Below are 20,984 nucleotides of genomic sequence, written 5' to 3'. Positions count from 1 at the left end.
GAGGCCGTTTCCGCATGAGCGAAGCTGACGTCAAGTCGCACAAGATCGAATTCCCCTGCGCTGATTACCCAATCAAGGTGATCGGCGATACCGTGGTCAATTTCAAGAACACGGTCATCGAGATTTTGACGAAATACGCCGAAGTCGACATGTCGACCCTGGCCGAGCGCCAGAGCAAGGAAGGCAAGTACACCACCGTGCAATTGCACATCGTCGCCACCAGCGAAGACCAGTTGCACGATATCAACAGCGCCCTGCGTGCTACCGGCATTGTGAAAATGGTGCTCTGATGCCGGCCAGCCTCGGTATCCGCGAGCTTGGCCTGCAGCCCTATGAACCGGTGCTGGAGGCCATGCGGCGTTTTACCGAGCAGCGTGGTGCCGACAGCCAGGACGAAGTCTGGCTGGTCGAGCACCCGCCGGTGTTCACCCAGGGCCAGGCCGGCAAGGCCGAGCACCTGCTGGTGCCGGGTGATATCCCGGTGGTGCAGAGCGACCGCGGTGGCCAGGTGACCTACCATGGCCCCGGGCAGTTGGTGGCTTACCTGTTGCTTGATGTGCGCCGGCTTGGTTTTGGCGTGCGTGAGCTGGTTACCCGGATCGAACACAGCCTGATCGATCTGCTGGCCAGTTATGACGTTGTGGCGGCGGCCAAGGCCGATGCGCCCGGGGTCTATGTTGACGGGGCCAAGATCGCCTCGCTCGGCTTGCGAATCCGCAACGGCCGTACCTTTCACGGCCTTGCTCTGAACGTGGACATGGACCTTGCGCCATTCCGCCGAATCAATCCCTGCGGCTATGCGGGGCTGGCGATGACCCAGCTGCGTGATCTGGCAGGTCCGATCGAACTCACCGAGGTCAGGACAAGGCTGCGTGGACAGCTGGTCAAGCACCTCGACTATGCTGAGCAGACGACCCTTACGGGCGGAATCGACTGAATATGACAACTGTGCAAGAAGCCGTGCCGAACCTGATCACCACCCATGACGTGACCCCGCGCCCGGCGCCGAAGAAGGTCGAAGCCGGGGTCAAGCTGCGTGGCGCCGACAAGGTCGCGCGCATCCCGGTGAAGATCATCCCTACCGACGAGCTGCCGAAGAAGCCTGACTGGATCCGCGTGCGCATTCCGGTTTCGCCGGAAGTCGACCGTATCAAGCAACTGCTGCGCAAGCACAAGCTGCACAGCGTCTGCGAAGAAGCCTCGTGTCCGAACCTGGGTGAGTGCTTCTCCGGTGGTACCGCCACCTTCATGATCATGGGTGACATCTGCACCCGTCGCTGCCCGTTCTGCGACGTCGGCCATGGCCGGCCGAAAGCACTGGATGCCGACGAGCCGATGAACCTCGCCGTGGCCATCGCCGACCTGCGTCTGAAGTACGTGGTGATCACCTCGGTAGACCGCGACGACCTGCGTGACGGCGGTGCCCAGCACTTTGCCGACTGCATTCGCGAGATCCGCAAGCTGTCCCCGGGCGTGCAACTCGAGACCCTGGTGCCGGACTACCGTGGGCGCATGGACGTGGCCCTGGCGATCACCGCCCAAGAGCCGCCAGATGTGTTCAACCACAACCTGGAAACGGTACCGCGCCTGTACAAGGCTGCGCGTCCGGGTTCGGACTACGACTGGTCGCTGGACCTGCTGCAGAAGTTCAAGCAGCTGGTGCCGCATGTTCCGACCAAGTCTGGCCTGATGCTCGGCCTTGGCGAAACCGACGAAGAAGTGATCGAAGTGATGCAGCGCATGCGCGAGCATGACATCGACATGCTGACCCTCGGCCAGTACCTGCAGCCATCGCGCAGCCACTTACCGGTGCAGCGCTTCGTGCACCCGGACACCTTTGCCTGGTTCGCTGAAGAAGGCCACAAGATGGGCTTCAAGAACGTCGCCTCCGGGCCGCTGGTGCGTTCCTCGTACCACGCTGACCAGCAGGCGCACGAAGCCAAGATCAAGCTGTAAGCTGATCCGCTGGGCCAATGCCGATGTGCGCCGTGAGGTGCCATCGGCATTTTTGTTGGGGTAGCTGTACCCTGTGGGCAACGACCTCGGGCTGGCCCATTGTTGCTGCCCACTGATCTGCAAATGCTTTCAAGGAGTTGCTGGATGGACTGTGCTGAACACCTAGGTTCTCTATTGCCGCGAAAGCTGGCGGCGAATGCCTGCTTTGCGGTGATTGCTCCGGCAGGCCCGGCGCGGCTGGATGCCGACAAGGCCCGGCAATGGTTCAGCGAGCGTGGCTACCAGTGCCGGCTGTACCCCAGCGTGAACAGCAGCCAGGGTTATCTGGCCGGCACCGACCAGCAAAGGCTGGACGACCTGCACGCCGCATTCGCCGATCCGCAGATAGATGCCATCCTGTGCATGCGCGGTGGCTACGGCAGCATGCGCTTGCTCGACCAGATCGATTTTGCGCTGATTGCCCGCACCCCCAAACCCTTGATTGGCTACAGCGACATCACTGCGCTGCACACCGCGATCAACCGCTACAGCGGGTTGGTCAGTTTTCACGGCGGCATGCTCAACGCCGACCTGCTGGGCGGCAAGCTGGAACCTACCGTCAGCTCGCTGCTGCGGCAATTGCGCGGTGAAGTGGGGCAGGGCGATGCACTCGTCCATCCCCATGCTTATCCCTTGACCACAGTGCTGTCGGGCGTTGCCAGCGGGCGCCTGCTGGGCGGCAATCTGTCGATGCTCGGGGCGACGCTGGGCACGCTTGGGGAGATCGATACTGACGGCGCCATTTTGTTTATCGAAGACGTCAACGAGCCGTTGTACCGGGTCGACCGGCTGCTCACGCAACTGCGCCTGGCAGGCAAGCTGCAGGGCGTGCGTGGGGTGTTGGTGGGGGATTTCGCCGGGATCACCGTAGCCGCCATGACCCCGCTCTTGCAGGACATGTTTGCGCCGCTGGGGGTGCCGGTACTGGCCGGCTGGCGCAGTGGCCATTGCGACCCGAACCTGTGCCTGCCGCTGGGCGCTCAGGTGCGGCTCGACAGCGAGAGGCAGACGCTGGTACTGCAGCAGGCGCTGTTCCAGCCCTGATCGCCAGGGGCTCAGGGCTGGAACAGGCCGCGACAGTCAGCGCAGGCCGTCGAGCAATTTGTGCGTCGGGTAGCCGTCAGCGGGCATGTTCTGCGCCTGCTGAGCCGTGCGGATGGCCTTGCGGGTATTGGCGCCGATGATGCCGTCGGCATTGCCCGCGTCATAGCCGCGCGCATTGAGCAGATTCTGCAGCTCGATGCGCTCGCTGCGGCTCAATGGCAAGTCATCCTTTGGCCAACTACCGGCGATGAAGCCCCAACCGGAGAAACGATCGCCCAGCAGGCTTACCGCCAGCGCGTAGGACGACGAGTTGTTGTACTTGAGAATGGCGCGGAAGTTATCCAGCACCAGGAACGCCGGGCCACGTGCGCCGGCCGGCAGCAGCAGCGCTGCCGACAGTTGATTGCTGCCCGCTGGCAGCTGAGTGCCATTGGGCAGTTTGACGCCCAGTTGCAGCCATTCGCTGACGGTCTTGCGCTGGGCGCCATCGGCAATCCAGAAGTCGAAATCGGCCGGCACCTGGACTTCGAAGCCCCACGGTTGGCCACGCTTCCAGCCCGAGCTTTGCAGGTAATGCGCGGTCGATGCGAGGGCATCGGGAGTGCTGTTCCAGATGTCGCGGCGGCCGTCGCCATCGAAGTCGACGGCATGGGTGTTGTAGGTGGTCGGGATGAACTGGGTCTGGCCCATCGCCCCGGCCCACGAGCCACGCATGGCTTCAGGCTGGATGTCGCCGTTCTGCAGGATCTGCAACGCCGCGATCAATTGGTCCTGGGCAAACTGTGGGCGACGACCTTCATAGGCCAGGGTCGCCAGCGAGCGGATGACCGATTTGCTGCCCTGGAACTGGCCGAAGTTGCTCTCCATGCCCCACACCGACACCAGCACCTGGCGGTCTACGCCATAGCGTTGCTCCAGGCGCGTGAGCAGTTCGGCGTTCTGTTCCAGCAGCTTCTTGCCGTTGCGCACCCGTAGCGGCGACAGCGCACCTTCGAGGTATTCCCACACCGGGCGGCTGAACTCGGGCTGGCTGCGATCGGCCTTGATCACGTCCATGTCTGGCGTGACACCGGCAAACACGCGATCGAACAGCCCGGCATCAATGCCGGCCTGCAACGCTTGTTGACGGAAACCGGCCTGCCACTGGGCAAAGCTTTGCACTGGCTGGATTTCAGCGTTGATGTCGGCGTTGCTGGTGGGCAGGGTAACCACCGGTGCGGGCTGGGCAGGGGCCAGGGGCACGGCGTCGGCGGCGGTAGGTTTTTCCGCACAGGCGACCAGCAGGATAAGGCTGGAGGCCGCGATCAGCTGGCGTGGTTGCCAGCGTGGGAACAGACTGAGGGACATGCACAGATCCAGAATTACAGGTCAGGTAGCGACCATATCATGCCTGCGCGCTGGATGCTTTCATGCGGCCAAAAAGTAAGAAGCCTCCCAATCTCTCGATTGGAAGGCTTCGCGGCGGTAGCTGCCTTTGCCCTTGTCGGGTTGCTCCTGGCGGCTGCGAAACAGCGGCTGGGCAATGATCGACTTGGCTTTGTTGGGGCGGTGCTTTTGCGGCTTTTTGCTCATGGCGGGGGTCCCCGGCTTGGGTGGGTTTGCGGGGCGGACTTTAGGGCTTGGGGCGGGGTGGGGCCAATTGATTGTGTATATGGCTGAGATTTTTGGGGCCGCTTTGCGCCCCAATCGCGACACAAGGCCGCTCCTACAGTGACCGCGCATGTCGGTAGTGCGCGGTGCCTGTAGGAGCGGCCTTGTGTCGCGAAAGGGGTGCGAAGCGCCCCCAGCTATTCCGAAGGCAACACCAATCGCTGCCCAGCCATCAACAGCGCCAGCCGCGACAACCCAGTCCAAGGCGAACCAGGCGCCTGGCCCTTGATCTGCGCATCAATCCGCTGGGCATCCTGCAGCAACTGCGCCCAGCGCTGCGCCGACAGCCGTTGCAGGGCCTTGCTGACCAGGGGCCGACGCTTGTCCCAGATCGGCGGGCGCGCCTGGCTGAAAGCCTTGTCTAGCGGAATACCCTGGCTGAACTGCAAGGCAATCCCCGCCAGCAGGCGCAGCTCGCGGGCCAGCGCCCAGAGAATCACCGGCGGCTCCACGCCCTCACCGCGCAAGCCTTCAAGCATGCGCAGCGCATGGCCAGCATCACCCTTGAGAATCGCATCGACCAGGCCGAACACATCGAAGCGAGCACTATCTGCCACCGCGCTCTGCACGGTTTCGACGGTGATCTGGTTGCCTTCGGCGAGCAGCTTGAGCTTTTCGATCTCTTGGGCGGCTGCGAGCAGGTTGCCCTCGACCCGCGCCGCAATCAGGTCGACCGCATCGCGCTGGGCCGACAACCCGGCCTGGGCCAGGCGCTGATTGATCCACTGTGGCAACTGCTGCGCATTGATCGGCCAGATCTGGATGAACTGGCACTGACTGCCCTCGACCAGCGCCTTGCCCCATTTGGTTTTCTGCGCACTGCCGTCGAGCTTGGGCAGGCTGATCAACAGCAGCGTGTCTTCCGCGGGTCGCGAGCAATACTCGATCAGCGCCGCCGCGCCCTTGTCGCCTGGCTTGCCTGAGGGCAGGCGCAGCTCGAGCAGGCGCCGCTGAGCGAACAGCGACAGGCTGGCACCGGCTTGCAGCAGCGTACCCCAGTCGAAGTTGGCATCGGCACTGAACACCTGGCGCTCGTCAAAACCCTGCTGGCGGGCGGCGGCGCGAATCGCGTCGGCGGCCTCCTGACACAGCAGCGGGTCATCGCCGCTGACGATATAGACAGGCGCAAGAGTACCTTGCAGATGCTTGTCGAGTTGGGCGGGGGCGAGCTTCATGAGCAGAGGCCGGGGCACCTGATGGTGCCCCGCACGGGCTTAGGTGCCCGGGATTTCCATCGGCGACTGCTGCGGGGTTTCATCACGATAGCGCTGCGCGGCTGCGGCGGCTTCGGCTTCGGCCTTGGCACGTTGATCCGCTTGCTGCTGCAGTTCGTCGAGGTGAGCTGGGGTCAGCATCTGCAGGCGCACGACCAGGGCCTGGACCAGATCACGGCGCATTTCTTCACGGGTCTGGGTGCCTTCTTGGTCGGAACCGGTGATGTTGTCGCCGTCACGCACGTAGATCTTGCGCACTTCGAGCTTGTCGCTGAGCAACGGCACGTTGTTCAGGCCGTTGATGCTGTAGTCGAGCATGGTGGTGAGTTCGTACTCGGCCGAGCGGCTGCCGCTGCTGTAGGTGACTGCGCGCTCGGTCTGTTGCTCGTTGTCGAGCGACAGGCGATACGGTGCACCGCTGCGCAGGTTGACGCCACTGCGCTCAAGTACCTGGCGCAGTTGGGTGACGGTCTGGCCGTAGGCGTCACGCGCGCTGACATCAAGTTCCTTGATGCTCAGTTCGGTAGTGCCGGTGCCGCGCAGCTGGAAACCGCAGGCGCTGAGCATGACGGCCAGGCCCATTACCAGCAGATTGCGTTTGATCATGTTGAAGCTCCCTTGTGGGCCGATTCCGCTCGCCCGCAGTGCCTGCGGGCGAGCGTTGCCATCAGTTGGCGACGATGTTGACCAGTTTGCCTGGAACCACGATGACCTTGCGAATGGTCAAGCCGTCGGTGAAGCGCACCACGTTTTCGTTGGCGCGCGCCGCAGCTTCGACTTCTTCGCGGCTGGCAGTGGCGGGCATTTCGACCTGACCACGCAGCTTGCCGTTGACCTGTACCACCAGCGTCACGCTGTCTTGCACCAGGGCGCTTTCATCCACGCTCGGCCAGGTGGCGTCGATAACCGCTTCGCTGTGGCCCAGGTGCTGCCACAGCGAATGGCTGATGTGCGGGGTGATCGGCGCCAACAGCAGGGTGACTGCTTCCAGGCCTTCCTGCAGCAGGGCACGGTCCTGGGCGGTAGCGGTCGGGGCTTTTTCCAGCACGTTCATCACGGTCATCACCTGGGCGATGGCGGTGTTGAATTTGTGGTGCAGGCCAACGTCGGTGCTGGCTTGCTTGATCGCCACGTGGATCGCGCGGCGGATCGCCTTTTGCCCGTCATCCAGTGCCGCAGTGTCCAGCTTGCCCGGCAAGCCGAGACTGACGTGGGCCTGGGCCAGGCGCCAGACGCGACGCAGGAAGCGGCTTGCGCCTTCAACGCCGGAGTCGGACCATTCCAGGCTCATGTCGGGCGGCGAGGCGAACATCATGAACAGGCGGCAGGTGTCGGCGCCGTAGACGTCGATCATCGACTGTGGGTCGACGCCGTTGTTCTTCGACTTGGACATCTTCTCGGTGCCGCCGATTTCCACCGGCAGGCCGTCAGTCTTGAGGCGAGCACTGATGACCTTGGCCTTGCTGTCGCGCTCCAGCTCGACATCGGCCGGGTTGAACCAGTCCTTGCCGCCATTGCTGGCTACACGGTAGTAGGTTTCGGCAACGACCATACCCTGGGTCAGCAGATTCTTGAACGGCTCGTTCGAAGTGACCAAGCCTTCATCGCGCATCAGCTTGTGGAAGAAGCGCGCATACAGCAGGTGCAGGATGGCGTGCTCGATACCACCGATGTACTGATCGACCGGCAGCCAGTGGTTGGCCGCTTTCGGGTCGACCATGCCACCTTCGTAGTTCGGCGAGGCGTAACGGGCGAAGTACCAGGACGACTCGACAAAGGTGTCCATGGTGTCGGTTTCGCGCTTGGCCGCAGCGCCGCACTTGGGGCAGCTGCATTCATAGAACTCTGGCAGGCGTGCCAGGGGCGAACCGGCACCATCGGGTACGACGTTCTCTGGCAGGGTGACCGGCAGTTGGTCTTCCGGCACCGGTACGTCGCCGCACGCTGGGCAGTGGATGATCGGGATCGGGCAGCCCCAGTAGCGCTGGCGGCTGATGCCCCAGTCGCGCAGACGGAACTGAGTGCGCGATTTGCCCAGTTCCTTGCTGATCAGCGCGGCTTCGATGGCGTCGAACGCGCCCGCGAAGTCGAGGCCGTCAAAGGCGCCGGAGTTGATCAGGGTGCCTTGCTCGCCGTAGGCGGCTTCCCAGGTGCTGCCGACTTCGTCGCCAGCGCTGGTGCGCACCACGGCCTTGATCGGCAGCGAGTACTTTTGCGCGAACTCGAAGTCACGCTCGTCGTGGGCCGGCACGGCCATGACCGCGCCGTCGCCGTAGTGCATCAGCACATAGTTGGCGACCCAGACCGGCAGTTTCTCACCGGTCAGTGGGTGCTCGACGAACAGCGAAGTGGCCAGGCCTTTCTTTTCCTGGGTGGCCATGTCGGCCTCGGCAACGCTGCCGCCTTTGCATTCTTCGATGAACGCCTGCAGCGCCGGGTTGCCCTGGGCAGCCTGGGTCGCCAGCGGGTGCTCGGCGGCGACGGCGACGTAGGTCGCGCCCATCAGCGTGTCGGGGCGGGTGGTGAAGACTTTGAGGGCGCCGGCATGACCAATGCTTGCCTGGTCGTAGGGGAACTGCACTTCCATCCCGCGCGACTTGCCGATCCAGTTGCGCTGCATGGTCTTGACCTGCTCAGGCCAGCCCGGCAACTCGTCGAGGCTTTCCAGCAGCTCGTCGGCGTATGCGGTGATGCGGAAGTAGTACATCGGGATTTCGCGCTTTTCGATCAGCGCGCCCGAACGCCAGCCACGGCCGTCGATGACCTGTTCGTTGGCCAGTACCGTCTGATCGACAGGGTCCCAGTTGACCGTGCCGTTCTTGCGGTAGATGACGCCTTTTTCGAACAGACGGGTGAACAGCCACTGTTCCCAGCGGTAGTAGTCCGGCTTGCAGGTGGTGACTTCACGCGACCAGTCGATGGCCAGGCCCAGGCTCTTGAGCTGGGTCTTCATGTAGTCGATGTTCTCGTACGTCCACTTGGCCGGGGCAACGTTGTTTTTCATCGCGGCGTTTTCCGCCGGCATGCCGAAGGCGTCCCAGCCCATCGGCTGCAGTACGTTCTTGCCGAGCATGCGCTGGTAGCGCGCGATCACGTCACCAATGGTGTAGTTGCGCACGTGGCCCATGTGTAGCTTGCCGCTCGGGTACGGGAACATCGATAGGCAATAGAAGGTGTCTTTGCCTGGCTGTTCGGTAACAGCGAACGATTGTTGCTCGTCCCAGGATTTCTGGGCGGCGGCTTCTATGTCACGGGGCGTGTATTGTTCGTGCATGGCTACTTTTGGCTGAGAGAGAGAAGACCTTGTTCCCGGCAGCGGAACCTCGCTGCATCCGGCACTCCGGTGTCGGTGAGAGTGAACGCCGTAGCATACATGAGCGCTGTGTATCGTGGGAAACCCAATTGGCCCGCAGCGGCGCCGGGGGCCGTTGGTCGCAGCGCTCTGCTGCTTTGCACAACGCCGCTAAGCTCAGGTGTGGGGGGAGATATCGTTATCTTCAATGAGGTGAACGGATGGGAGAGTCGCAGTTACCCGCAAGCAAACCGGAGCTGTATGAACGCTTGATCGACCGCCTTGGGCTGGCGTTGGAAGCTGCCCGCACGGCGGTGCGATTGCGCGACGAGATGCCAGCGGAACTTGAGTTGCGTGGCCTGAGCCCCGCAGAGTTCGAAGTGATCAAGGCCTATCTGGAGACCTTTCCAGAGAGCCGCATTGCCAGCGCCGCTGCGGTCAAACCAGTGGAGCCGAGCTCAGCCAAGATCATCTGGCTCAAGGACAGGAAGCGCTCCGTCGCCCCGGTCAGATCCAGGACGCTGCCGCATCGGTAGCCGTGCTGGCCTGCTGGCGCGCAAGACCCTGCGCGCTGGTTAATTCATCTACATAGCATGATCGGCGCCGGGCGCTACTTGTCGCTCGGTGTCGATCCTCTTAGTCTGCACGCCTTCACAGGAGGTGCAGGCAATGCCTATTCGATTCTTCATCAAGCAGTGGCTGATGCCGCCTGGCTTGCTGTTCATCTTGCTGTTGGCAGCGTGGTGGTTGCGCAAGCGCCGGCCGCGGCTGGCGCTTGCCTGCTTCACATTGGGGCTGGGCGGTCTTTGGTTGATGAGCCTGCCGCTGGTGGTGGAGCAGACCGCGCGCCAACTGGAAACCGAAACGCCGCTGAGCCTGGCGCAGTGGTCGGGGCTGGCCCAGCGGGCAGATGCGATCGTGGTGCTCGGCGCCGGCCGCGAGCGCGGCGACCCTGCCTGGGGCGGTCAGGATCAGCCAACCGGGCACGCACTTGAGCGCATGCGCTATGCCGCGCAATTGGCCAAGGCCTCTGGCTTGCCAGTATTGACCAGCGGTGGCTTGCACTATGGCACCCCGCCCAGCGAGGCGCAGTTGATGGCTGATCGGCTGCGCGATGACTTTGGCGTTACGGTGAAGTGGCAGGAGCAGGCCAGCCGTACCACCTGGGAAAACGCCCAGATGAGCGCGCAACTGCTGCAGCCGTTGGGCATTCGTCGGGTAGTGGTGGTGACCCAGGCCTGGCATATGCAGCGCTCGCGCTGGAGCTTCGAGCAGGCAGGTTTTGAGGTAGTGCCGGCGCCAGTGGGGTTTCTTGGACAGGATCATGCGCGGCCGTTTGGCGGGTTGTTGCCTGAGAGCAGGGCGGTTTGGCAGAGTGGGCAATTGCTTAATGAGGTGGCTGGGTTGGTCGGTTATCGGCTGTTCTATTGAGGTGAGGCGGTTGGGGCCGCTTTGCGGCCCTTTCGCGACACAAGGCCGCTCCTACAGGGGACCGCGCAAATAGGTAATGCGCGGTCAGTGTAGGAGCGGCCTTGTGTCGCGAAAGGCCCGCAGAGCGGGCCCGGCGATTTAACGGCATACCACCCCAAATCGCCTCAAACCGTCTTGGCAATCCGCCTCGCCGCCAACGCCCAGCCCATCAGCAACAGGCAAACAATCGCCAACGGCCAAGACCGCCATTGCAGATACGGCGTCAGCTGCTGCATCGGCACCACCTCGCCATACAGCACCGCCTGCTGAAACTGCGGAATCTGCGCAGTAATACGGCCATACGGATCGATCAGCGCAGTAACCCCATTGTTGGTCGCACGGATCATCCAGCGCCCCGCTTCAAGCGCGCGCATCTGTGCCATCTGCAGGTGCTGCAGAGGGCCGATCGAGGTGCCGAACCAGGTGTCGTTGCTGATGGTCAGGAGCAGATCGCTGCGCGCCGCAAGACCTGCGGCAAACTCGGGGTAGACCACTTCGTAGCAGATGTACGGGGCGATCTGATAACCCTTGGCCTGCAGCAGCGGCTGGTCGTCCGGGCCGCGGGCGAAGTCCGACATCGGCAGGTTGAAGAACTCGATCGCCCCGCGCAGCATGTCCTGCAGCGGCACGTACTCGCCAAACGGCACCAGCTTCTGCTTGAGGTAAGTGCCATCGCCTTCACCGGTCACGGTGATGCCGTTGAAGTAGCGCCGTTGCTGATGCACCACTTCACGCACCGGTACCCCGGTAATCAAGGCCGAGTTGCGTTCGGCGGCAAAACGCCCCATCACGTCGATGTAGCCCTGGGCCTGATCCTTGAGGATCGGCACGGCCGTCTCGGGCCAGACCAGCAGATCCACCCGCTTGGAGGTGAAGCTCATGTCGCGGTACAGCGCCAGTTGCGCGTCGATGTGCGCTGGGTCCCACTTCAGGTCCTGCTCGACATTGCCTTGCACGGCGGCGACGCTCAGCGGCTCGCCGGCAGGGCGCGTCCAGGCGTGGCTTTTAAGGGCCAGGCCGAGTACCCATGGCGCCACCAGCAACAGTACGCCAACTGCGAGGAATGCCGGGCGTGCACGCAGTCGATGCAGGTTGCACAGCAATGCAGCGCTCAGGGCCAGGGCAAACGAGATCAGCCACACCCCGCCCAGCGGCGCGAGGCCGGCCAGCGGGCCATGCAGCTGGCTGTAACCGGAATACAGCCAGGGGAAGCCGGTCAGGAACCAGCCGCGGAAGGCCTCTTGCAGCAGCCACAGCGCGGCAAAGCACAAGGCATCGGCCAGCGGCGCTTCGTTGCGGCGCAGCCAGCGCGCCCAGAGCCAGGCGGGCAGGGCGAAGAACCAGGCAATGGCGGCAAAGAACGCCACCAGCAGCAGCACCGCCAGCAGCGGCGAAGCACCGCCGTAGGTGGTCATGCTGATGTAGATCCAGCTGGTGCCGGCGCCGTACAGGCCGAAGCCGAAGCACCAGCCGCGGCCCATGGCCTGGCGTGGGCTCAGCTCGCGCAGGCCAGCGTAGAACAGGCCGACGGCAAGCAGGGCCAGCGGCCACAGGTCGAACGGCGACAGGGCCAGCAGGGTAGACGCGCCGGCCGCCATGGCCAGCAGGTTACCGGGCCAGCCGGGGCGGGTGATCCAACGCATGGTGTTCCTTAACGGCTAATCGGGGTCAGGCGCAGCAAGTGCACGCGGCGGCTGTCGGCGTTGAGCACGCGGAAGCGATACGCGCCGATCTCGGTGGTTTCGTTGCGCTTGGGCAGGTGGCCGAAGGCACTCATCACCAGGCCGCCGACGGTGTCGAACTCGTCATCGGAGAACTCGCTGTCGAAGAACTCGTTGAAGTTCTCGATGGGCGTCAGCGCCTTGACCAGGAAGTCGCCACTTGGCAACGGCTTGATGTAGCTGTCTTCTTCGACATCGTGTTCGTCTTCGATGTCGCCGACGATTTGCTCAAGCACGTCTTCGATGGTAACCAGGCCGGCGACGCCGCCGTACTCGTCGATCACCACGGCCATGTGGTTGTGATTGGCGCGAAACTCGCGCAGTAGCACATTCAGGCGCTTGGACTCCGGCACGAAGGTGGCCGGGCGCAGCAGGTCCTTGATGTTGAAGCTGTCGCCGTTCTCCTGAAGGATCAGCGGCAGCAGATCCTTGGCCAGGAGGATCCCGAGCACATCGTCATGGCTTTCGCCGACCACCGGATAACGCGAGTGCGCGGCATCGATCACCGACGGCAGAAACTCGCGCGGGGTCTGGCTGGCCTTGATGCTGATCATCTGCGAGCGCGGCACCATGATGTCGCGTACCTGCAGGTCAGCGACCTGAATTGCACCTTCGACGATGGTCAGCGCTTCGCTGTCGAGCAGCTTGTTCTGATGGGCTTCGCGCAGCAGCTCAAGGAGCTCCTGGCGGTTTTTCGGCTCATGGGCAAAAGCCTGGGTCAGTTTGCCCAGCCAGGACTTTTGCCCGTTGCTCGATCGGTCTTCGCTCATGGCGGTTACTCGTGTTCCTTGCAGATGTCGGTAGTAGGGATGTGGTCGTCGGCATACGGGTCAGGATGACCCAGTTCTGCCAGCAATGTTCGTTCCAGTGCTTCCATCTCTTCGGCTTCGTCATCATCGATGTGATCGTAGCCAAGCAGATGCAGGCAACCATGGATAACCAGGTGTGCCCAATGTGCTTCAAGTGCCTTGCCCTGTTCGGCCGCTTCGCGCTCGACCACGGCCACGCAGATCACCAGATCGCCCAGCAGGGGAATGTCGAGCAGTTCGTCGGGGACGTCGGCAGGAAATGACAACACATTGGTTGCGTAATCTTTATGACGGTAGGTGTGATTGAGCTCACGGCCTTCGGTTTCATCGACCAGGCGAATGGTCATTTCCGAATCGGCACTGCGCTGGCGCAGGGCCAGCTCACACCAGCGGCGGAAGTCGGCGTCATCAGGGCTGGCCGCATCGGTAGCCCGTTGCAGGTCGAGTTCAAGCATCGCGTGCGGGTGCCTCGGCCTGGCGGCTCTCGAAACGGTCGTAGGCCTCGACGATGCGCTGCACCAACGGGTGACGCACGACGTCCTTGGACTGGAAGTGGGTAAAGCTGATGCCCTGCACGTCCTTGAGCACATCGATGACATGGGTCAGGCCCGACTTGGTGCCGCGTGGCAGGTCGACCTGGGTGATGTCACCGGTGATCACCGCGGTCGAGCCGAAGCCGATCCGGGTGAGGAACATCTTCATCTGCTCGAGCGTGGTGTTCTGGCTTTCGTCGAGGATGATGAAGCTGTTGTTCAAGGTACGACCGCGCATGTACGCCAGCGGCGCGATCTCGATGACCTGGCGCTCGATCAGCTTGGCCACGTGCTCGAAGCCGAGCATCTCGTAGAGGGCGTCGTACAGCGGGCGCAGGTACGGGTCGATCTTCTGCGACAGGTCGCCGGGCAGGAAGCCGAGCTTTTCGCCCGCCTCGACCGCCGGACGCACCAGCAGGATGCGTCGCACCTGTTCACGCTCCAGCGCATCGACTGCGCAGGCCACGGCCAGGTAGGTCTTGCCGGTACCGGCCGGGCCAACACCGAAGTTGATGTCGTTGGCGAGGATCTCTTTGACGTAGCGTTGCTGGTTGGCCCCGCGCGGGGTGATCTTGCCCTTGCGCGTGCGCAGCGAAACGCTGACCTCGTTGACCGCCGGGTTGGCGATGTGTTCGACCGCCGACTCCTGCAGGTACAGGTGGACCGTTTCCGGCGACAGCTCGGTGGCCTTGGTCTCACGATAGAGACGGCGCAGCAGCTGTTCGGCAGCGGAGGTGGTCTTGGGTTCGCCGACCAGTTCGAACTGGTTGCCGCGGTTGCGGATCTGGATGGACAGACGTTGCTCGATGAGCCGCAAGTGCTCGTCGAACTGGCCACACAGGTTGGCGAAACGATGGGCCTCGAAAGGTTCGAGGATGAAACGATGGGGTTCTATGGGTGCGTTCAAGGTCGTTTTAGGCCGCTCGCCGGCTATAGAGGTGAACTCAAGAATAACCCTTGTCTGACAGTGGCGAAAGCACTGAAACGATCAAGGGTCGGTGCTGGCGCTTTTGCCGACCAATTGACCCGCCGTCGGTGCCTTGTGAGGCCTCGCAGTGGGCCGGGCTCTGCTATGATGCGGGCCATTTTCAGCCCAGTGTGCCTATACGCCGATCATGAGCAAAAGCGAACCCGCGATCTACAAAGTGATCTTCCTCAATCAGGGGCAGGTCTTTGAAATGTATGCCAAGCAGATCTTCCAGAGCGACCTCTGGGGTTTTCTCGAAATCGAAGAGTTCGTCTTCGGCGAGCGCACCCAGGTGGTGGTCGACCCGAGCGAAGAAAAGCTCAAGGCGCAGTTTGAGGGAGTGATCCGCAGCTTTGTGCCGATGCACTCGATCGTGCGCATCGATGAAGTCGAGCGGTTGGGTACGGCAAAGATCAGCGAAGCCAAGATCACCGGCAACGTGATGCCGTTTCCGATGCCGATGCCTACCAAATAAGCCTTACGGCAGAGGGGCGAAAGGGCTGCGGCCCTCGGCGTTCTGCAGTTCGAGCAGATATTTGCGGAAGATCTGGCCGAGCACCTGGGTGGCGTGCTCGAGTTCGTCGCGGGGCATCTGCTCGGTGACTTCGTCAGCCAGGTCGAGGGCATCCTCGGCACCGTTGACCGCAGCCATCTTCAGCAGAATGTACGCCTGGACGTTGTTGGCCTTGACCCCTTCACCATGGAAGAACATCGAGCCAAGCCGATACTGGGCCTGAGCATGACCTTGCAAGGAGGCTTGCTGGAACCAGTTGAGGGCTTTGTCGAGGTCGCGTGCGGCTTGCTCGCCGTTACCGCTGTAGTAGAACTCGCCCAGCTCGTACTGCGCCTGGGCATCCCCAGACTCGGCAGTGTGCTCGCACGCCTTGAGGGCGTTCTGCAGGTCCTCTGGCTGAACGTTGAGAGTGCAGCGGCCCGTCGCTGGAATCAGCAACGAGTTACCGCCCTCTGCCAAGGCCAGCAGGGGCTGAAGGAGCAACAGGCAGCCCAGGGTCAGGGCGCGGCCGGTGCGGTTCATGGGGATCGACTTACCTCTGCAAGCTGTCCGATGTCTCTGGTGGCACATTATGGGATAAGCAGCGCCAACCTTACAAAGTTTTACTCGATTTTCTGTAGGTAGGGGGGCTGCTGACGGCCTCTTCGCGGGTAAACCCGCTCCTACAGGGGATTGCGTCGACCCTGTGGGAGCGGGTTTACCGGAGCGCCGGACCGCCGCGAATAGCCCTCAGCCACGCTGGTTTACTTCAGCTTGGCAAACGCCCGCTCAGCCGCATCCAAAGTGATTTTCAGCTCGGTATCGCCATGCACGATCGAGGTGAAACCCGCCTCATAGGCGCTTGGCGCGAGGTACACACCGCCTTCCAGCATCAAGTGGAAGAAGCGCTTGAAGCGCTCGGTGTCGCTGGCCATGACGTCGTCGAAGGTGACGATATCGTCCGCGCCGGTGAAGTACAGGCCGAACATGCCACCCGCCTGAGTGGTGACAAACGGCACGCCCGCAGCATCGGCGCGCTGTTGCAGGCCGTCGAGCAGGTTGCTGGTGAAGCGGCTCAGCTCATCGTGGAAGCCCGGCCGGCTGATCAGCTTGAGGGTGGTCAGGCCGGCGGCCATGGCCAGTGGGTTACCCGACAGGGTACCGGCCTGGTAGACCGGGCCGAGCGGGGCGATGCATTCCATGATCGCGCGCTTGCCGCCGAAGCAGCCGACCGGCATGCCGCCGCCGACGATCTTGCCGAAGGTGGACAGGTCCGGGGTGATGCCGTAATGGCCCTGAGCGCCGCCCAGCGATACCCGGAAACCGGTCATCACTTCGTCGAAGATCAACACCACGCCATGCTTGTCGCACTGCTCGCGCAGGCCTTCGAGGAAGCCCGGCGCCGGCGGTACGCAGTTCATGTTGCCGGCAACCGGCTCGACGATGATGCAGGCAACGCTCTGGCCGACTTCGGCGAGGGTCTTTCCGACTTCGGCGAGGTCGTTGAACGGCAGGGTCAGGGTGTGCTTGGCAAAGTCTGCCGGGACCCCGGCCGAGCTTGGTACGCCCTGGGTCAGCAGGCCGGAGCCGGCCTTGACCAGCAGGCTGTCGGAGTGGCCGTGGTAGCAGCCTTCGAACTTGATGATGGCGTCACGGCCGGTGTAGCCACGGGCCAGGCGAATGGCACTCATGGTCGCTTCGGTGCCGGAGCTGACCATGCGCACCATTTCCATCGACGGCACCAGCGAGCAGACCAGGTCGGCCATCTCGGTTTCCATCGCGGTCGGCGCACCGTACGACAAGCCGTGCTCGAGCTGCTTGCGCACCGAGTCGAGCACGTCCGGGTGGCTGTGGCCAAGAATCATCGGCCCCCACGAGCCGACATAGTCGACGTAGCGCTTGTCGTCTTCATCGATGACGTAGGCGCCCTGGGCGTGCTTGAAGAACAGCGGCGTGCCACCGACGCTCTTGAAGGCACGCACCGGTGAGTTGACGCCACCGGGGATGTGTTTCTGGGCCTGGGCAAAAAGGAGTTCGGAACGGGACATGGTTTTCTCTCGAATTCAGGAAGCGAACAGCGCGTTGAACGCGCGGGCCCGGCGGGTGACTTCGTGGGCGTCGTCAGCCGCAAACAGGCCATGAATGACGGCCAGCAGGTCGGCGCCGTGGTCGATCAATACCGGGGCGTTGTCGAGGGTGACGCCGCCGATCACGGCGATCGGCAGTTTCACCCTGGCGCGGGCCTGGGCCAGCAACTCCAGGCTGGCAGCCGGTGCGCCGGGTTTGGTCACGGAGTTGAAAAAGCGCCCGAAAGCGACATAGTTGGCGCCTTCACGGGCAGCCTGCTCGGCCAGCTCGAGTTGAGCGTGACAGGTCGAGCCGATGATTGCATTGCGCCCGAGCAAGGCTCTGGCAGGTGTCAGCGGGCCGTCGGTCTGGCCCAGGTGCACGCCGACGCCCAGGCGCGCGGCCAGCTCGGCGTCGTCGTTGATGATCAGTTGGGTGCCGTAACGCTCGCAGAGCACCTTCAAGGCTTCGGCTTCGCGCAGGCGCTTGGCCGCATCGTCGCTCTTGTCGCGGTACTGCAGCAGGCGCACACCGCCGGCCAGCGCCGCTTCTACATGGGATTCAAAGCGGCCAGCGAGGAGCTGGCTGTCGGTGATCGCGTACAGACCGCGTAGCTTCATGTCAGGCCTCGTGTGCGTAGCTCAGGAACAGAAATCCAGCGGCAGGCGGCGCGGCACGAATTGGCCACGGCCCAGTTGTTCGGCGTCGCGCAGAGTCCGCCAGGTGTAGTCGAGGGCGCTGCGCACGGCGCTCTGCAATTCCTCGCCAAGGGCCAGGCGGCCGGCCAGGGCGCTGGCCAGGGTGCAGCCGGAACCGTGATAGCTGCCCGGCAAGCGCTGGCAGAGCCAGGTCTGGCTGCTGCCATCGCGGCTGTACAGACGGTTATGAATAGCGTCTTCGTCACCGTGGCCGCCGGTGATCAGCAGGTTTTTGCAGAATGGCAGCAGCTTGGCGGCGCACTCGTCGGCCGTGCCTTCCGGCAGCTCGGCCAGAATCCGCGCCTCGGGCAGGTTGGGCGTGGCGATGGTCGCCAGCGGCAACAGCCGTTCGCGCACGGCATAGCCGACTTCATCCTTGCCCAGCCGGCCACCGCCGCCGGCGCGCAGTACCGGGTCGCAGACCAGCGGCAGGTGCGGGTGCGCGGCCAGCAGCTCGGCCACGGTGTCGACCATTTCGATCGAGCCGAGCATGCCCAGCTTCACCGCTGCCACCTGCGAGTCGTTGAGTACGGCGTTGGCCTGGGCCAGCACCCACTCGCGGTCGAGCACGCGGAAGTCGGAGACGTTGACGGTATCCTGCACGGTCAGAGCGGTCACGGCGGGCGCGGCGTGACAGCCTTGGGCGATCAGGGCTTCGATATCTGCCTGCAGGCCGGCGCCGCCACTGGGGTCGTGGCCGGAGAGACAGAGGACAACGGGGCGGGAGCTGTAGATATTCATGGTCGGCGAGCTTACCACCAAACCTATTTCGGCGAAGCGCCCCGCGTGTCGATAGTGCAGGGTGTTGCTCGGGATGGGACAGTCATTGCGCCTGTAACTGGCGTGCTAGAGCTGTTAAGTCAAAATCATGCGGACTTGATGGCCATCACTGATGGCTATGCTAGAGTGCTCAAATAATTCGATAACGGGCTCTACCGGATTACGTCGCCTCAAAGGGAAAGGGGGGCCAACGCGACGCAACCGAAAGGGCCATGCTGGGGCTGTAATGCGCTATTTGCTGATCATCTTGCTGGGCTGCTTGCCCGTGCTCGCCGCAGCTGTGGATTTTGACGACGCGACCCGGCGCCTGCCGCTGGGCAAAATCATGCAGGTGTATGAGGATCGCACGGCCAGTGCGACCATTGCCGAGGTCAGCTCGGCGGACTTTGCCGAGCGTTTTGTCACCCATAAAGAAGACGTGCTCAACGCCGGTTATTCCAACTCGGTGTTCTGGCTGCGCCTTGATCTGCGCTACGTCGCGCCAGCCAGCCAGGCCACCCGGCAATGGTTGCTGGAACTCGCTTACCCGCCGCTCGATCACCTCGAAATGTACCTGGCCGACGCCCACGGCAAGTTCAAGCTGGCGCAGCGCACCGGTGATGCCCTGCCGTATGCCAGCCGGCAGATCCAGCAGAACAACTACCTGTTCGAACTACCGCTGCAGCCCGGCCAGCCGACCACGGTGTACCTGCGCCTGCACAGCGAAGGCTCGGTTCAGGCGCCGCTGACGCTATGGTCGGTGAATGCCTACATGGAAGATCAGCCTACCCGCCTGTATGTGCTGGGGATGATCTATGGCGTGTTGCTGGTGATGCTGGTGTACAACCTGTTCATCTACATCAGTGTGCGCGACGTCAGCTACCTCTATTACATCCTCTATATAGCCTCGTTCGGCTTGTACCAGGTATCGGTCAACGGCGCCGGCGTGGCGTATTTCTGGCCGGACAGCCCGTGGTGGGCAAACGCCGCGACGCCGCTGTTCATCGGTGCCGCCGGCTTGTTCGGCTGTCAGTTTGCCCGCCACTTCCTGCAGATGGGCCTGCTCAGCCGCGGCTTCGACCGGCTGCTGCAAGTGCTGATGCTCGGCGGCGCGCTGGTCATGGTGCTGGCGGTGACCCTGCGCTACGGCGTGGCCCTGCGCATGGCTACGGTGCTGGCGCTGCTGTTCACCGTGAGTATCTTCAGCGCCGGGCTGTATGCCTGGTGGCGCGGCCTGCGGGTAGCGCGCTGGTTCATCATTGCCTGGTCGGCGTTTTTGCTCGGTGGTCTGGTCAATACTCTGATGGTGCTGGGCTATCTGCCCAACGTATTCATCACCATGTACGCCAGCCAGCTCGGCTGCGCGCTGGAAGTTGCCCTGCTGTCGCTGGCCCTGGCCGATCGCATCAACAGCCTGCGCGAGCAGCAGGCGCAGACCCTGCGCGAAACTGGCCAGACCCTGGAGCAGCTCAACCAGCAACTGGCTCGCAGTAACCGCTTGAAGGACGAGTTCCTGTCGACCGTGACCCACGAGCTGCGCACGCCAATGAACGGCGTGATCGGCTCGCTGCAATTGATGCAGACCCTGCCGATGGACAGCGAACTCAGCCAGTACCAGCACACCGCCACACGCTCCGCCCAGGACATGATGGTGATGGTCGACGACATCCTCATCCTGACCGAACTGCAGGCCGGGCGACTGCGTGCGCATCCGTTGCCGTTCAACCTGCGTCGCGAGTTGCAGGAGTTGCGTGCCAGCTTTGCCGGGCTGGCCTTGAGCAAAGGCCTGTACCTGAGTTTGGATATCCCGGCCGACCTGCCCGACGATCTGGTCGGCGATGCGCCAAAGCTGATGCGCTGCCTGCGTTGCCTGGTCGACAACGGCTTGAAGTTCACCGAGCAGGGTGGGGTGATGATCAAGGTCCGTGGCCGTCGGGTTGGCCCGCATAACCTGGCGCTGTCGTTTATCGTCAGTGACAGCGGCATCGGCTTTGATGACCTTGATCAGGCCACCCTCTATCAGCGCTTCTTCCAGGTCGATGGCTCGATGACCCGGCGCTATGGCGGGCTGGGCATCGGTCTGTCGATCTGCCGGCAGTTGGGCGAGTTGCTCGAGGCGAGTCTTTCGCACGAGTCGACCCGCGGGCTGGGTAGCCGTTTCGAGCTGACCCTGAACCTCAGTGCGGCCCAGGTTCAGGCGCCGCCGGGGCGTGTTGCCAGGTTCTGAGTGCACGGCACTGTCGTAAAGCGCCGCCGCGATAGGCCGATTCGT

21 protein-coding genes are annotated in these 20,984 nt (G+C 63.1%); 8 read left to right on the top strand and 13 right to left on the bottom strand.

What is annotated here, in order from left to right:
- Positions 1-14: 14 nt before the first annotated feature.
- From ACQZ2L_RS13850 to ACQZ2L_RS13835, 4 genes are all read left to right on the top strand, one after another.
- A complete protein-coding gene (locus tag ACQZ2L_RS13850; RefSeq protein ID WP_430326640.1) occupies positions 15-290 on the top strand; it encodes a DUF493 domain-containing protein in 276 nt (91 codons plus the stop codon).
- Positions 290-937: a lipoyl(octanoyl) transferase LipB gene (lipB, locus tag ACQZ2L_RS13845; RefSeq protein WP_314877134.1), complete on the top strand. Its 648-nt coding sequence runs from the start codon at positions 290-292 to the stop codon at positions 935-937. Before ACQZ2L_RS13850 ends, lipB begins: the two co-directional genes overlap by 1 nt.
- Before the next feature lie 2 nt (positions 938-939).
- A complete protein-coding gene (gene lipA, locus ACQZ2L_RS13840; RefSeq protein ID WP_101322260.1) occupies positions 940-1,956 on the top strand; it encodes a lipoyl synthase in 1,017 nt (338 codons plus the stop codon).
- A gap of 144 nt (positions 1,957-2,100) precedes the next feature.
- Positions 2,101-3,039: a S66 peptidase family protein gene (locus tag ACQZ2L_RS13835; RefSeq protein WP_430326639.1), complete on the top strand. Its 939-nt coding sequence runs from the start codon at positions 2,101-2,103 to the stop codon at positions 3,037-3,039.
- 36 nt (positions 3,040-3,075) lie between these two features.
- On the opposite strand, the gene ACQZ2L_RS13830 is transcribed toward ACQZ2L_RS13835, so the two are convergent.
- The 5 genes from ACQZ2L_RS13830 to leuS form a co-directional block, all read right to left on the bottom strand.
- Complete coding sequence (locus ACQZ2L_RS13830) at positions 3,076-4,386, bottom strand: lytic murein transglycosylase (protein WP_430326638.1); 1,311 nt, start codon at positions 4,384-4,386, stop codon at positions 3,076-3,078.
- 60 nt (positions 4,387-4,446) lie between these two features.
- Positions 4,447-4,611: an alternative ribosome rescue factor ArfA gene (gene arfA, locus ACQZ2L_RS13825; protein WP_103435107.1), complete on the bottom strand. Its 165-nt coding sequence runs from the start codon at positions 4,609-4,611 to the stop codon at positions 4,447-4,449.
- A 215-nt stretch (positions 4,612-4,826) separates the two neighbouring features.
- Complete coding sequence (holA, locus tag ACQZ2L_RS13820; RefSeq protein WP_430326637.1) at positions 4,827-5,864, bottom strand: DNA polymerase III subunit delta; 1,038 nt, start codon at positions 5,862-5,864, stop codon at positions 4,827-4,829.
- Between the two features lie 39 nt (positions 5,865-5,903).
- The gene (gene lptE, locus ACQZ2L_RS13815) at positions 5,904-6,509 is read right to left on the bottom strand and encodes an LPS assembly lipoprotein LptE (protein WP_430326636.1); all 606 of its coding nucleotides are present in this window, start codon (positions 6,507-6,509) and stop codon (positions 5,904-5,906) included.
- Between the two features lie 61 nt (positions 6,510-6,570).
- Positions 6,571-9,177, bottom strand: a complete 2,607-nt coding sequence (leuS, locus tag ACQZ2L_RS13810) for a leucine--tRNA ligase (RefSeq protein ID WP_430326635.1) — start codon at positions 9,175-9,177, stop codon at positions 6,571-6,573.
- A 239-nt stretch (positions 9,178-9,416) separates the two neighbouring features.
- Here leuS and ACQZ2L_RS13805 point away from each other — a divergent pair, with 239 nt between their 5' ends.
- Together ACQZ2L_RS13805 and ACQZ2L_RS13800 are read left to right on the top strand one after the other, a co-directional pair.
- Positions 9,417-9,731 (top strand): hypothetical protein, encoded by a 315-nt coding sequence (locus ACQZ2L_RS13805; RefSeq protein WP_430326634.1) that lies wholly within the window; start codon positions 9,417-9,419, stop codon positions 9,729-9,731.
- Positions 9,732-9,864: 133 nt separating this feature from the next.
- Complete coding sequence (locus tag ACQZ2L_RS13800; RefSeq protein WP_430326633.1) at positions 9,865-10,626, top strand: YdcF family protein; 762 nt, start codon at positions 9,865-9,867, stop codon at positions 10,624-10,626.
- A gap of 164 nt (positions 10,627-10,790) precedes the next feature.
- Here the strand turns inward: ACQZ2L_RS13800 and lnt are convergent, their stop codons facing one another.
- The 4 genes from lnt to ACQZ2L_RS13780 are packed head-to-tail and all read right to left on the bottom strand — an operon-like array spanning position 10,791 to position 14,635.
- Complete coding sequence (gene lnt, locus ACQZ2L_RS13795; RefSeq protein WP_430326632.1) at positions 10,791-12,308, bottom strand: apolipoprotein N-acyltransferase; 1,518 nt, start codon at positions 12,306-12,308, stop codon at positions 10,791-10,793.
- A gap of 8 nt (positions 12,309-12,316) precedes the next feature.
- The gene (locus ACQZ2L_RS13790; protein ID WP_101322250.1) at positions 12,317-13,156 is read right to left on the bottom strand and encodes an HlyC/CorC family transporter; all 840 of its coding nucleotides are present in this window, start codon (positions 13,154-13,156) and stop codon (positions 12,317-12,319) included.
- 5 nt (positions 13,157-13,161) lie between these two features.
- Positions 13,162-13,650, bottom strand: coding sequence for an rRNA maturation RNase YbeY (gene ybeY, locus ACQZ2L_RS13785; protein WP_430326631.1), 489 nt, complete (start codon positions 13,648-13,650; stop codon positions 13,162-13,164).
- A complete protein-coding gene (locus tag ACQZ2L_RS13780) occupies positions 13,643-14,635 on the bottom strand; it encodes a PhoH family protein (RefSeq protein WP_101322248.1) in 993 nt (330 codons plus the stop codon). The genes ybeY and ACQZ2L_RS13780 overlap by 8 nt, the downstream gene beginning before the upstream one ends.
- Positions 14,636-14,843: 208 nt before the next feature.
- On the opposite strand from ACQZ2L_RS13780, the gene ACQZ2L_RS13775 reads away from it, so the two are divergent.
- A complete protein-coding gene (locus ACQZ2L_RS13775; RefSeq protein ID WP_186701555.1) occupies positions 14,844-15,170 on the top strand; it encodes a DUF1820 family protein in 327 nt (108 codons plus the stop codon).
- Between the two features lie 3 nt (positions 15,171-15,173).
- On the opposite strand, the gene ACQZ2L_RS13770 is transcribed toward ACQZ2L_RS13775, so the two are convergent.
- The 4 genes from ACQZ2L_RS13770 to ACQZ2L_RS13755 form a co-directional block, all read right to left on the bottom strand.
- Complete coding sequence (locus ACQZ2L_RS13770; RefSeq protein WP_430326630.1) at positions 15,174-15,731, bottom strand: tetratricopeptide repeat protein; 558 nt, start codon at positions 15,729-15,731, stop codon at positions 15,174-15,176.
- A 221-nt stretch (positions 15,732-15,952) separates the two neighbouring features.
- Positions 15,953-17,236 carry a glutamate-1-semialdehyde 2,1-aminomutase gene (gene hemL, locus ACQZ2L_RS13765; protein WP_430326629.1) on the bottom strand — a complete coding sequence of 428 codons (1,284 nt, stop codon included), beginning with the start codon at positions 17,234-17,236 and terminating at the stop codon, positions 15,953-15,955.
- Positions 17,237-17,251: 15 nt separating this feature from the next.
- Positions 17,252-17,875, bottom strand: a complete 624-nt coding sequence (gene thiE / locus ACQZ2L_RS13760) for a thiamine phosphate synthase (RefSeq protein ID WP_430326628.1) — start codon at positions 17,873-17,875, stop codon at positions 17,252-17,254.
- 21 nt (positions 17,876-17,896) lie between these two features.
- Positions 17,897-18,694, bottom strand: coding sequence for a hydroxymethylpyrimidine/phosphomethylpyrimidine kinase (locus ACQZ2L_RS13755; protein ID WP_188036722.1), 798 nt, complete (start codon positions 18,692-18,694; stop codon positions 17,897-17,899).
- Between the two features lie 265 nt (positions 18,695-18,959).
- Between ACQZ2L_RS13755 and ACQZ2L_RS13750 the strand changes: the two genes are divergently transcribed.
- Positions 18,960-20,939 carry a sensor histidine kinase gene (locus ACQZ2L_RS13750; protein WP_430326627.1) on the top strand — a complete coding sequence of 660 codons (1,980 nt, stop codon included), beginning with the start codon at positions 18,960-18,962 and terminating at the stop codon, positions 20,937-20,939.
- Positions 20,940-20,984 lie beyond the last annotated feature (45 nt).

The organism is Pseudomonas shirazensis, assembly GCF_050496565.1.
GTDB classification, from domain to species: Bacteria; Pseudomonadota; Gammaproteobacteria; order Pseudomonadales; family Pseudomonadaceae; genus Aquipseudomonas; species Aquipseudomonas shirazensis_A.
The sequence above is the reverse complement of the archived record's forward strand: the minus strand, read 5'-3'. Positions and strand labels throughout refer to the sequence as shown.